The sequence below is a fragment of the Amycolatopsis sp. lyj-346 genome (genome assembly GCF_046548975.1).
Lineage (GTDB): Bacteria > Actinomycetota > Actinomycetes > Mycobacteriales > Pseudonocardiaceae > Amycolatopsis.
Genome location: NZ_JAJPWT010000005.1, coordinates 232,352 through 244,742, shown reverse-complemented (window position 1 = coordinate 244,742; position 12,391 = coordinate 232,352). Strand labels below are relative to the sequence as shown.

Here is a 12,391-nt window from a genome sequence, read left to right as displayed (position 1 = left end):
TCCGCCGGGGCCGCCGGCGGGTGATGTGGGGTGCATCTTTGGTTTGTGGGCGGGCGGTGGAACCGTTGGCAGACTTGCCCGCGGGAAGTGAATCCGCTGCCGCCCCGAGGTGCCGGGGACGGGTCCTTTTCGGCGGTGCCGTGGGTGTGGGCCCGTAGCCGTGTGGCTGCGGGCCTTTCCCGTGTTCAGGCTGCGAACGGCAGCGGTTCGTGCAGGTTGTTGCGCCTGGGTTTTCGGCGCCTGTCGATGAACACCGGTGGAAGGAACTCGGGCAGGCCGTCGGCGGCGATCCGGACTTCCCATCCCGAGCGGTGCAGGAGCCGGTGGTGGTGAGCACACATCAGCACCAGGTTGGCGAGATCGGTCGGGCCACCGTCAGCCCAGTGGCGGATGTGGTGGCCTTGGCAGTGCCGGGGTGGCCGATGACAGCCAGGGAACGCGCAGCCACGGTCCCGCAAGAACAGGGCCCGGCGGAGCCCAGCGGAAATCAACCGGCGGAGCCGACCCAGGTTGAGAGGCTCACTCTTCTCACCCAGCACCGCGGGGATGACCATCGCGTCGCAGGCGTGCACGCGGGCCTCGGCGGCCGAGATGGTGCCGGTATCCCCAAGAGTTGCCGCACCCACACCCGTCTTCAGGTCTTCGAGGGATACGGCGACCATGACGTGGGCTCGTTCCCCGGCCTGCATCGGCAGCTCTGGGGAGTTGAGGGCGAGGTCGATGGCGTCGGAGAAGGCATCGCCGTAACGCTGCGGCAGCGTACGAAGGTCAGGGCCCTCATCGCTGGTCCGGCGTTCGGCCAAGGCATCCAGCAGGGCGCTGGCGCGGGTGCCGATCTCGTCATCGAACCGGGCGTTCAACTCCCAAACCCCGGATCTCTTGCGCCGCAGGAACAGCTCCCGCGGCGGAACCACCGGGTCGGCGACGGCGGGTTCCTCGCCGTCAGGGGCCAGGTGGGCAAGGATGCGAGCCCCCAGCGCAGCGACCTGCTTGTGCCCGGCCTCGGCGGCGAAAGCCAGCAGGTCGGCCTCGGCGCTGTCGTGGTGCTCGGGCGGAACCTGGCCGAGGACATCGGTGATCACATCGATCATCGGGTTACTCAACCGCCCCGCCCGGGCAGCAGCACCGGTGGCGGGTGCCAAGGCGGGAATCGGGCTCCCGTCGAGGGTGCGGCCCGGGCTCACCAGACGGGCCCGCTTCACGATCCGTTCAGCAGCGGACTTCGGGATATCGGCCAGCTGCTCCAGCAACCGGGCCGCAGAGCGGTAGCCGAACAGCTCCATCACCCCACGCTGCTCGATCTCCACCAGCACAGCCCCGAGTTCGGCTTCGGCAGACCGCATACACGCCACCAGCTCACCGATGCGATCGGCCAAAGCCACCGCATCAGAAGAGGAGGAAAGTACTGCGTTGCTGGTCATACCTCCAAACTACCGGTCATCGAACACACGTTCATCACACGAACGGGTGCACCTGTTGAGAGGATGTCGATAGTTGTTGGCAGCCAGGGATTTCCGGTGATGGCGTCCAAGCCGGCGTGGCGTGCGGCATGGGCCCCGGGTGCGAACACCCGACCGGCTGGCCGGACCCAGAACACCAAGCCCTGGCAAGAAACCTCAGAAGCCGATCGTCGAAGGTGGCCGGGCGATGAGAGCCGCCGCCGGTGGTTCGACTGCGGGGCAGTGCGTTCCCCGGGCCGGGAGCTTGCCGGTGATCAGGTAGTCGTCGGTCGCCTTGGTGATGCACTCGCTGTTCTTGAAGTACGCGCCGTGGCCCCAGCCGTCGTACGTCAAGAGGGTGCTGCCGGTCTGCCGGGCCACGGACTGCGACCACGCGTACGGTGTCGCCGGGTCGTGCCGGCTGCTCAGCAGCAGCATCGGCGGTGCGCCGTGCACCTGCAGCGGGCGCTGGGGGTTGCTCGTCCGGTTCGGCCAGCCGATGCAGCCGGTGATCGCGGTCCAGCCCAGTGAGTTGACCTTGACGTCCGGCGCGAAGGCCGCGGCCACCCGGCGGTAGGTCTCGAGTTCCGCGAAGTTGTGCACGGGCAGCCGCCAGTCGTCGCAGAACACGCTCGGGAAGACGTGGTTGATCGGGATGTCTTCGCTCAGCCTCGCCGACGCCGCCGGTGCGGTGCCGTCGGCCAGCAGCTTGAGCGTCGTCGCGAGCCGATCCCAGCTGGGGGCGTAGAAATTGCCCTGGAAGATCGACGCGAGGTCCAGCGGCTCGATCGGCTCCTCGCTCCGCGGGTCCTTCAATTCCCCGCGTGCGGCCTTGTCCTGCAGGTCGCGGGTCAGCTTGGAGACGTCGCGGCCGCGCAGTGCGCAGCTCGGCGTCCGGTTGCACCAGGCGACGAACTCGCCGAACTCCGCCTGCACGGACCGCGTTTCGCTGAGCAGGAACTCGGCCGCGGTGAACTGCGAGTGGTCCATGTTGCTGTCCAGCACGAGCGCGCGGACCTTGTCCGGGAACAGTTCCGCGTACTGCTGGCCCATCAGCGTGCCGTAGGAAACGCCGTAGTAGGTCAGTTTCGGATCGCCGAGCGCGGCGCGGATGGCGTCCATGTCCCGCGCGACGCTCTTCGTGTCGCCGAACTGCCCCAGTGGCCCGGAGATGCGGTTGCAGCTCTCGCCGAGCTTCCGGTTGTACTCGGCGAGCTGCTCGAACTCGGCCTGGTTGCGCGGCATCCGCGGGTGGTCGGCGATCAGCTCCTCGAGCCCGCACGAGATCCGGCCGCTGGCGCCGACGCCGCGCGGATCGAACCCGACCGTGTCGAAGCGCCGGGTGATCTCGGCCGAAAGCGACCAGCCGTACTTGACCTCCTCGGTGCCCGAGCCGCCGGGGCCGCCCGGGTCCATCAGGACCGAGCCGATCCGGGCCCGGGGGTCGGTGGCCTTGCGCCGGGCGAGCGCGACGGTCGTGGTGCCCCGGTCCGGGTGCGCCCAGTCCACCGGCACGGTCACCGTGCCGCAGTCGACGCCGGGCGCGTCGGCGCACGGCTGCCAGTCAACGGCTCCGGCGGCCGAAGCGGGTGTTGCCGCCAGCAGGCTGCCCCACACCACCGTTGCCGCCGCGGCCGTCAGCAGCCGGTTGCGCACCCCCGCCATGGCCAGTCCTCCCCCTCACCGACAGTGCTTGACCGGCTCCAGCAAATCACCGATCCGGTGATCTGGCCAGCTTCCCAGGTGAATCACACCGTCGCGGCCACTGTGGACGATCGCTCGGCCCGCCGGAGCCAGGCCGTGGCCATCGCGCCCAGCACGCACAGCACCGCCAGCACGCCGAAGGCCCAGCCGAACCCGGTTGCCGGACCGTCGTTCAGGCCTTGGGACAGCACGATCACGCACAGGGCGCCGCCGAGCGCGCCGCCCACGCGCATCACGATGTTCACCAGCGCGGTGGCGTGGCCGAGTTCGACGGCGCCGACCGACGCGTACGCCGCCGTCGACGCGGGCATGATCGACAGCCCGATCCCGGCGCCGCGGACCAGGAGCAGGGCCTGGATCAGCCACGCCGGCGAATCCGGGCCGAGCCACAGCATCGGCACCGTGCTCGCCAGCACCACGAGGGATCCGGTGAGCGCAACGGTGCCGCCGCCGTAGCGGTCGGTCGTTCGCCCGGCGACGAACACGAACACCGCCGTGGCCAGCCCCATCGGGGCCAGCATGATCCCGGCCTCGGCGGGGCCGGCGCCGAGCCGGACCTGGAACCACAGGGGCAGCAGCAGGACGGCGCCGAACATCCCGGCGCCGCCGAGCAGCACGGACGCGAGCGCGGCGCCCATCACCGGCCGCGCGGCGAGCCGCAGCTGCAGCACCGGGTGCGGAGTACGCAGCGACCGCCAGGTGAACAGCCCCATCGCGGCGGCGCCGACGGCCGCGAGCGCGATGTCGAGCGAGCCGGGGGTGGCGAGTTCGGTGAGCGCGTACACCAGCAGCGGCAGGCCGAGCGACACCATGGCGAGGCCACGCCAGTCCATCGGCGGCGGCTGCTCCCGGTCGCCGCGCGGCACGTACCGCAGGGCCAGCCCGAAGGCGAGCAGTCCGATCGGGAGGTTCAGCCAGAACAGCACCGGCCACGAGAAGTGCGCGAGCAGGAACCCGCCGACGCTCGGCCCGACGACCGGCGCGAGCCCGACCACGAGCGCCAGCGTCCCCATGGTGCGGCCCAGCCGTTCCGGGCCGACGGCCAGCCCGATCACGGTCTGCCCGGCGGTGACCATGACGCCGGCGGCCATGCCCTGCACGGCCCGGAGGCCGATCAGCGTGCCCACGTCCGGGGCGAGCGCGCACGCCACCGACGTGACCAGGAACGCGGCCAGTGCGCCGAGCCACAGCCGTCCGGCGCCGAACTTGCGCCCGAGCCACGGGGTGAGCGGGAGCGCGGCCGAGAGCCCGAGCAGGTACGCCGTCGCAACCCACTGGATTTCGACGAGGGTGACGCCGAGGCTGTCCCGCATCGACTCGAGCCCGACGGCGACGATCGAAGCGTCCATGTTGCCCAGGAAGCCGCCGAGCGCCAGCACTCCGGAGGCAATCCAGACGGTGCGCGGGATCGGTGGCGGTGCGGTGCGGAGATCGGTCATGGCTGCGACGGTAAAAGCTCGAGAAAGGTTGAAGTCAACCTCGCCGGTGCCGGGCGCCCGCCGCGGCGGCTGCCGTCCGGGTTGCCGGGCGTGCGGCAGCGCGGGATCGCGCTCGTGTCACCGGGCCGACCGGCGGGCGACGACGTTCCGGCTGCCCGCGCCGAAACCCCGGTAGTGTTCGAGCGCCGCCACGGATTCCGTCACCTGCTCGAAGCTGGGCAGCGCGCGCACGTTCGCGACCAGCGTCATGTCCTTGCGCGGGATCCCGACGAAGCACACCTCGACGCCGGCGTGCTCGGCGTGGGCGGCCACCTCGGCCTGCCAGCTCGGCAGATCCAGGTCGTCACCCAGCCATTCGTGCAGGTAAACGCACCACTTGCCGCGCAGCAGCTCACCCGCGATGGCTTCCAGCCCGACCACGTACGGCTCGGTCACGTGCTCGGCCATGACCGTTCCCCGCAACACCAAGGCACAGCTTCCCTCCTGCACCCGGCGGTGACCCCTACCGCCGGAAAGCGCTCTCTCGGCGTGGCCTCCCCGCTCCGCCGAGCAGCGCGAACCCCGGTGACCGATGACGAACACCGGGGTCCGCCAACTTACCGGTGGATTCAATTCCCAGCAACCGTTTCCCGAAGATCACGGAAGGCGCGTGCACAATCGGCGTGCGGATGCACGTTCATTTCCGCTATTCCGTCCGAAGTGGAGAAATAGTCCGCGCCGTCGCGCAGGCGATCCCGCCGGCCGATCACAGATCGCGGGCGAAGCAGCGCGAGAGCGGCTCGCCGCGATAAGGCCCGTACGCCTCGATCGGTTCGTAGCCTTCGCGCTGGTAGAAGCGGATCGCGTCCGGCTGACCGGTGCCGGTTTCCAGCAGCAGCCGCGTGATGCCGAGATCCCTGGCGTGGTCTTCGAGGGCGCGCAGCAGGGCGACCGCGACGCCGGTGCCACGGGCCGCCGGCTCGACGTACATGCGTTTGACCTCGCCCGAGCCGGGGCCGAGCGGCCGCAGGCCACCGCAGCCCACGGCGGTGCCGCCGGCGTCGCGCGCGAGCAGGAACACGGCGACGGTCTCGGCGGTGGGGACCGCGCCGGGTTCGTGGTCGTCGGTGCCGTAGCGGGCGTCGAGTTCGGTCCGCTGGGCTTCGCGCAGGCGGACGGCGTCGGGATCGTCCCAGGTCACCGGGGTGATCGTCAGTGTGGAGCCGATCATCAGGGCACACCCCCTCTTTCCGTAACGGACGTTACCGTAGCATCTGTTACGCTTCCCGGCCATGCCGAAACAGCGTGATGTCCAGGCGCAGCGCGACCTGCTGTCGAACGCGACCTGGCAGGTCCTCGCCGACGACGGCCTGCCGGGGCTGACGCTGCGCGCGGTCGCCGAGCGCGCCGGCTGCACGACCGGTCTGGTGATGCACGCGTTCCCGACGAAGAAGGCGTTGCTGCTGCACGCACGCGACCTGCTGTACGAACGCACGGCGGTCCGCGCGGACGCGGCGGAAGCGGCGTGCGCGCAGCCGTCCGAGGCGTTGGCGGCGGTCCTCGGCCAGTCGGTGGACCTCCCGCACGGCCACCACGAGGAATCCCGCATCTGGGTGGGTTTCCTGGCCGCCGCACTGGCCGACGACGACCTGGCCGAACGCCACCGCGCGGCGAACCGTTCGTTCCTGGCCCGCATCCACCGGTTGGTGGCGGCCTGCCGTCCGGAGTGGACGGACGAGCGGCTGGAGCTGACGACGAAGAGCTTGGTGGCGTTGGTGGAGGGGATGAACGTCCTGGCCGCGGCCGACCCGAAGACCTATCCGGCGGGGTTGCAGCGGGCCGCGCTGGCCGAGGCGCTCGCCGAACTCACGCCGCCGGGCCGAAGCGGCGGCGGTAAGCGCTCGGGCTGAGGCCCGTGTGACGCCGTAACTGCGCCCGCAGGTTCGCCGCCGTTCCGAAGCCGCTCAACGCCGCTACCCGGTCCAGCCTCAGCTCGCCTCGCTCGATCAAGCGGCACGCCAGCGTCACGCGCTCCGTCGTCAGCCACGCCAACGGTGTCGTGCCCAGCTCCGCGCGGAACTTCCGGTGCAGCGTCGCCGGGCTCGTCGCCGCGCGGGTGGCCAGGTCCGGCACCGTCAACGGGGTGTCCAGCCGCTCCAGCGCCCAGGCCAGGACCGGGGCCAGTGACGTCTCCGGGACCGCCGGGACCGGGCGGGCGATGAACTGGCGCTGGCCGCCGTCGCGGTGGGCGGTGAACACCAGGCGGCGGCTCACCGCGTTGACGACTTCGGCGCCGTGGTCGCGGTGGACGAGGTGCAGGCCCAGGTCCAGGGAGGCCGCGCTGCCTGCCGCCGTCAGGACGTTGCCCTCGTCGATGAACAGCACGTCCGGTTCCCAGTGCACGCGGGGGAACCGCGCGGCCAGCGAGGCGGCCCACTGCCAGTGGGTGGTCGCGCGGCGACCGTCCAGCACGCCGGCCTCGGCCAGGGCGAACGCTCCCGTGCAAAAGCTCACCAGGCGGGCTCCGCGCTCGTGCGCCCGGCGGATCGCGGCGATGATCGCCGGGGCCGTCGGGACGTGGGTGTCCGGGCGGGCCGGGACGATCAGGGTGTCCGCCGTGTCGGCCGCTTCGAGCCCGGCCACGCCGGACAGGGTGAACATCCCGAGGTTCATCCGGACCGAGGGGGTCGCCGCGCAGAGCGTGAAGTCGTACCAGGGCCGGTCGAGTTCCGGACGGCGGAGGCCGAACAGCTCGGTCGCGACGCCCAGCTCGAACGGGTTCGACTCTTCGGTGACGATCGCGACGACCCGGTGCGAGAATTCTTGCGGCATGTGCGATTCCTAGCACTCCCGGGCCGGGGAAGCCAGGACGACCATGACCCGCATGAACCCGATCGACCTCAACGAAGTCCTCGCGAGCTTCGACGCCGCCTGGAGCCCGCGCATCGTCACCCGCGTCAACGACTACGACATCCGCCTCGCCCGGTTCGACGGCGAGCACGTCTGGCACGTCCACGAGCACACCGACGAGTTCTTCCTCGTCCTGGACGGCGAGATCGAGATCGGCCTGCGCGATCCGGGCGAACGCGTCGTCACGCTCGGCCGCGGGCAGGTCTTCGTGGTCCCGAAGGGCACCTTCCACAAGCCCTCGTCGAAGGCGGGGGCGAGTGTGCTGCTCGTCGAGCCGTCGGGGACGCTCTCGGTCGGGGACGCGCACGACGACGTCCCGGCCCACGTCGACGTGACCACCGGGCACCTCGTCTGACCGATGGTCGTCGAGTCGCGGCTGTCGTCATGCGGCTGACCTGCTGAGTCTTTCCCAGGACGGCGTACCCTCGGCCGCATGAAACGGACATCGTTCGCGCAGTGGCCGTGCTCGATCGCGCGCACCATGGATCTGCTCGGCGACTGGTGGACGCCGCTGGTGCTGCGGGACGCCTTCTACGGCGTGCGCCGCTTCGACGAGTTCCAGCAGGCGCTCGGCATCGCGCGCAACACCCTCGCCGACCGGCTCAAGCGGCTGGTCGACGAGGGACTGCTGGAGAAGGTGCCGTACCAGACCGAGCCGGTGCGCTACGACTACGTGCTCACCGAGAAGGGCCGCGACTTCTACCCGGTGCTGCTCGCGATGACCCGCTGGGGCGACAAGTGGCTCGCGAGTGAAGCCGGCCCGCCGATCACCGTGCACCACCTCGCCTGCGGGCACGACACGCACGCCGAAACCGTCTGCGGCGACTGCGGGGAACCGATGTCGCCGGACGACACGCGGATGCGCCGCGGTCCCGGCTTCCCGCCGCGGCTGGCGCAGCGCCCGGACGTCGAGGAGCGCTTCGCCCGGCAAGAGTGACGTTGACAGAGTAGGTCTATCTACGCAACTATCGTGGTCAGAAGGTCCTTCGAGAGGAGTGCGACCACGATGGAGTGGACGGGCGCGCGGTACGCCGACCTGCCGACGGCCGAGGTGTCGACCTGGATCGACGCCGCACCCGAGGACGTCTGGCCGCTGGTCTCGGACATCTCGCTGATGCCCGCGATGAGCCCGGAACTGCAGTCCGTCGAGTGGTGCGAAGAAGGCCGCAAGTTCCTCGGCCGCAGCAAGCACGACGCGTTCGGCGAGTGGGAGACGACCTCGTACGTCGTCGAGTGCGAAGCGCCGCGGGTGTTCGCGTGGGCCGTGCAGGACCCCGACGAGCCCAGCGCCGTCTGGAAGTTCACCCTCGAGCCCGACAACGGCGGCACGCGCCTGAGCCAGTGGATGCGGATGGGGCCCGGCCGGTCCGGGCTGTCGTTCGCCATCGACCGGATGCCGGAGAAGGAACAGAAGATCGTTTTCGTCCGCATGCGCGAGTTCGAGACGGCGATGCAGGGCAACCTCGCCGCGATCAAGGCCCGGATCGAAAACCGATGAGGACCGCGACGACCGTCGAGTTCTCGAAGGACACCCGCACGACGCTGGACTTCGTGCTGGAGGCGGAAAAACTCGGTCTCGACGTCTGCTGGGTGGCCGAAGCCTGGGGCTCGGACGCGCCGTCCGCGCTCGGCTTCCTCGCCGCCCGCACCGACCGGATCCGGCTCGGCTCGGGCATCGTCCAGCTGGGCACGCGCACGCCGGTCGCGATCGCGCAGGCCGCGCTGACCCTCGCCGACCTCTCCGGCGGCCGGTTCGCGCTCGGCCTCGGCCCGTCCGGGCCGCAGGTCATCGAAGGCCTGCACGGCGTCCCGTTCGCGAAGCCGCTGACGCGCATGCGTGAGACCGTCGAGATCATCCGCCAGGCGTTCGCGGGGGAGAAGATCTCCTTCTCCGGCAAGGCGTTCGAGATCCCGCTGCCCGGCGAGGCCCGCCCGATGCGGCTGTCGGCCGCGCCCAACCCGGACATCCCGATCTACCTCGCGACACTGTCGCCGAAGCTCCTGGAGCTCACCGGCGAAGTCGCGGACGGCTGGCTCGGCACCAGCTTCGTGCCCGAAGGCGCCGACGCGTACTTCGCGCATCTCGACGCCGGACTCGCGAAGGCGGGCAGGCAGCGTAAGGACCTCGATGTCTGCCAAGGCGCCGAAGTCGCCTTCGCGGACAACGAAGACGAGCTGCGTGCCTTGGTCGGCAGTCGCAAGAAGGAGCTCGCCTTCAGCCTCGGCGGGATGGGCTCGGCCAGTACGAACTTCTACAACAACGCCTACAGCCGCCAGGGCTGGGCGGACGTCGCCGCCGAGGTCCGCGAGCGCTGGCAGGCCGGTGACCGCGACGGCGCCACCGCGCTCGTCACCGACGAAATGGTGCTGGGCACGACGTTGATCGGCACCGAAGACATGGTGCGCGAACGCCTGCGCGTCTGGCGCGACGCCGGCATCGACACGGTCCGGTTCTATCCGGCCGGCGAAACGCTCGAAGCGCGTTTGACGACCCTCGGGCGCGCACTGGACCTGCTGTGAAGGGGAACGCCATGGGCGAGTGGCAGCGCACCGCGTGCAGCCTCTGCTACCTCAACTGCGGGCTGGAGGTGCAGCTCGACGGCCGGAAGATCACCCGCGTCCGCGGCGACAGGGCGCACCCGCGCTCAGGCGGCTACCTGTGCCAGAAAGCCCAGCGCCTGACCTGGTACGGCGACCACGACGACCGCCTGACGACGCCGCTGCGCCGCCGTCCCGACGGCACCCACGAGCCGATCGGCTGGGACACCGCGCTCACCGAAATCGCGGCCAAGCTGCACGCGATCCGCGACGCCGACACCGCGGCCGGGCGGCCCGGCTCGTTCGCCTACGTCGGCGGCGGTGGCCAGGGCAACCACTCCGGCGGCGCGTACGGTGCGTCGCTGCTGAAGTGGATGAACTCGACGCGGCACTTCAACGCACTGTCGCAGGAGAAGACCGGCGACTTCTGGGTCAACGGGCAGATGTTCGGCTCGACGATGGTGCACACCGCCGAAGACGTCGAGCACTGTGACCTGCTGGTCGTGCTCGGCTGCAACCCGTGGCAGGCCCACGGCTTCAGCAACGCCCGGCACGCGCTGAACACGCTCAAGAACGACCCGGACCGCCGGATGGTCGTGATCGATCCGCGCCGCACCGAGACCGCGGAACTGGCCGACCTGCACCTCCCGCTGCGACCGGGCACCGACGCCTACCTGCTGGGCGCGATCCTGGCGCTGCTGCTCGAACGGGGTGCCGTCGACGAGCGGTTCCTCGCGGAACGGACCGAAGGCTTCGCCGAGGTCGCCGCCGTGCTGGCGAAAGTGCCGGTGGACGCGTGGATCGCGCACGCCGAACTGTCCCGTGTGGACGTCGAGCGGGCCGTCGACCTGATGTGCGCGGCGAAGGCGATGGTCGTCCGCGTCGAGCTGGGCATCCAGCAGGGGCGGCACTCGACGCTGAACAGCTACCTCGAGAAGCTGCTGTACCTGCTCACCGGGCACTTCGGCAGGCGTGGCACGAACAACCTCCACTCGTGGCTGCTGCCACTGTGGGGTGCGACGACCGGTAAGCGCTCCGAGATCACCGGCTTCGAGTACATCGGTGGCCTGCTGCCGGCGAACACCCTCGCCGAAGAGGTCCTCGCCGACCACCCGAACCACGTCCGCGCGGTGTGGGTGGAGTCGTCGAACCCGGCCAACACCTTCGCGGGCACACGGGACGTCGAGCGCGCGCTCGAGGCCGCGGAACTGTCCGTGGTCGTCGACGTCGCCTACACCGAGACGGCCGCGCTGGCCGACTACGTGCTGCCCGCGGCGTCCCAGCACGAGAAGTGGGAGTTCACGCTCTTCACCTTCGAGTGGCCGACGAACTACTTCCAGCTGCGGCAGCCGCTGCTGGATCCGCTGCCGGGCACCCTCGTCGAGGCCGAGATCTACGCGCGGCTGTTCGACGCGCTCGGGGTCCTGCCGCCGCCCGAGGTCCTCGCCGAACTGGCCGCCCGGCCGCGTGCGGAGCTGCAGGCGGCCCTCGGCGCCCTGATCCACGCGGTGCCGGAGCGCGCGGCGATCCTGCCGGTGCTGCTCTACCGCACCCTGGGTGCGTCGCTGCCCGGCGGCGCGGCGTCGATCGCCCCGCTGTGGGCGGGCTGCCACCGCGCGGCGAAGACGATGACCGTGCCGGTCCAGCGCGCGCTGGGCAGCTCGGCCACCGGACCGCAGCTCGGGGAAGAGCTCTTCGAACGCGTCTTGGCCGGTCCGACGCCGTTCTCGGTGCACGAGCAGGACGAGGTGTGGGACCTGATGCGCCGCGAGCGCGTCCGGCTGGCCGTGCCGGAACTGCTGGACTGGCTGGCCGCGCTGGACCCGGCCGCCGAACGGCCGGACCCGGCGTACCCGTTTTCGCTGCTCAACGGGCAGCGGCGGGCGCACAACGCGAACCAGATCCTGCGTGACCCGCGCTGGCGCCGCACGGATCCGGACGGTGCCCTGCGTGCGCGTCCCGAAGAACTGGCCTCGATCGGCGCTTCGCCGGGGGACTGGGTGGCCGTCGTGACGCCGGCGGGGCGGGTGGTCGTCCGCGCCGAGGCCGACCCCGCGCTGCGGCCGGGCCAGCTCTCGTTGCCGCACGGCTACGGCATGGCCCACCCGGCCGCCGACGGCCGCCGGGTGGTCAGCGGCCCGCGGATCAACCTCCTGACCGATGCGCTGGATCGCGACCCGATCGCCGGTACTCCGCACCACAAGGACGTCCCGGCACGCCTGGAACCCGCGACCGAACAGGAGCGGGCCCGGGCGGAGGCGGACAGCCGGACCGTCGCGAGTGGACGGTCTTGACGGTTGAAGAGGTTTATAGTGGGACCCTGACCGGAGGGGGCCCATGCGCAAGATCGTCGCGAACCTGTTCGTCTCGCTGGCCGGCGTG

At 70.8% G+C, this 12,391-nt stretch carries 12 protein-coding genes; 6 read left to right on the top strand and 6 right to left on the bottom strand.

The features are described 5' to 3' along the window. Positions 1-185: 185 nt before the first annotated feature. From ACLJQE_RS18775 to ACLJQE_RS18755, 5 genes are all read right to left on the bottom strand, one after another. Entirely contained in the window at positions 186-1,421 is a 1,236-nt protein-coding gene (locus ACLJQE_RS18775; protein ID WP_410640548.1) for a DUF222 domain-containing protein, read from the bottom strand. Positions 1,422-1,616: 195 nt separating this feature from the next. Then, on the bottom strand, positions 1,617-3,104 hold the full coding sequence (locus ACLJQE_RS18770) for an alpha/beta hydrolase (RefSeq protein WP_410640547.1): 1,488 nt from the start codon (positions 3,102-3,104) through the stop codon (positions 1,617-1,619). Between the two features lie 83 nt (positions 3,105-3,187). Further along, positions 3,188-4,582: an MDR family MFS transporter gene (locus tag ACLJQE_RS18765; RefSeq protein WP_410640546.1), complete on the bottom strand. Its 1,395-nt coding sequence runs from the start codon at positions 4,580-4,582 to the stop codon at positions 3,188-3,190. A gap of 117 nt (positions 4,583-4,699) precedes the next feature. Continuing rightward, a complete protein-coding gene (locus ACLJQE_RS18760) occupies positions 4,700-5,029 on the bottom strand; it encodes a hypothetical protein (protein ID WP_410640544.1) in 330 nt (109 codons plus the stop codon). A 298-nt stretch (positions 5,030-5,327) separates the two neighbouring features. Further along, positions 5,328-5,792, bottom strand: a complete 465-nt coding sequence (locus ACLJQE_RS18755; RefSeq protein ID WP_410640543.1) for a GNAT family N-acetyltransferase — start codon at positions 5,790-5,792, stop codon at positions 5,328-5,330. 61 nt (positions 5,793-5,853) lie between these two features. Between ACLJQE_RS18755 and ACLJQE_RS18750 the strand changes: the two genes are divergently transcribed. Further along, positions 5,854-6,471, top strand: a complete 618-nt coding sequence (locus ACLJQE_RS18750) for a TetR/AcrR family transcriptional regulator (RefSeq protein WP_410640542.1) — start codon at positions 5,854-5,856, stop codon at positions 6,469-6,471. On the opposite strand, the gene ACLJQE_RS18745 is transcribed toward ACLJQE_RS18750, so the two are convergent. Then, on the bottom strand, positions 6,428-7,393 hold the full coding sequence (locus ACLJQE_RS18745) for a helix-turn-helix domain-containing protein (protein ID WP_410640541.1): 966 nt from the start codon (positions 7,391-7,393) through the stop codon (positions 6,428-6,430). The genes ACLJQE_RS18750 and ACLJQE_RS18745 overlap by 44 nt on opposite strands. A gap of 43 nt (positions 7,394-7,436) precedes the next feature. Here ACLJQE_RS18745 and ACLJQE_RS18740 point away from each other — a divergent pair, with 43 nt between their 5' ends. From ACLJQE_RS18740 to ACLJQE_RS18720, 5 genes are all read left to right on the top strand, one after another. Then, a complete protein-coding gene (locus tag ACLJQE_RS18740; protein ID WP_410640540.1) occupies positions 7,437-7,826 on the top strand; it encodes a cupin domain-containing protein in 390 nt (129 codons plus the stop codon). A 78-nt stretch (positions 7,827-7,904) separates the two neighbouring features. Next, positions 7,905-8,408, top strand: a complete 504-nt coding sequence (locus ACLJQE_RS18735) for a winged helix-turn-helix transcriptional regulator (RefSeq protein WP_410640539.1) — start codon at positions 7,905-7,907, stop codon at positions 8,406-8,408. 69 nt (positions 8,409-8,477) lie between these two features. Beyond that, positions 8,478-8,969, top strand: coding sequence for an SRPBCC family protein (locus ACLJQE_RS18730; protein WP_410640537.1), 492 nt, complete (start codon positions 8,478-8,480; stop codon positions 8,967-8,969). Then, positions 8,966-9,991 carry an LLM class flavin-dependent oxidoreductase gene (locus ACLJQE_RS18725; RefSeq protein ID WP_410640536.1) on the top strand — a complete coding sequence of 342 codons (1,026 nt, stop codon included), beginning with the start codon at positions 8,966-8,968 and terminating at the stop codon, positions 9,989-9,991. The genes ACLJQE_RS18730 and ACLJQE_RS18725 overlap by 4 nt, the downstream gene beginning before the upstream one ends. Before the next feature lie 11 nt (positions 9,992-10,002). Further along, on the top strand, positions 10,003-12,303 hold the full coding sequence (locus ACLJQE_RS18720) for a molybdopterin-dependent oxidoreductase (protein ID WP_410640535.1): 2,301 nt from the start codon (positions 10,003-10,005) through the stop codon (positions 12,301-12,303). Positions 12,304-12,391 lie beyond the last annotated feature (88 nt).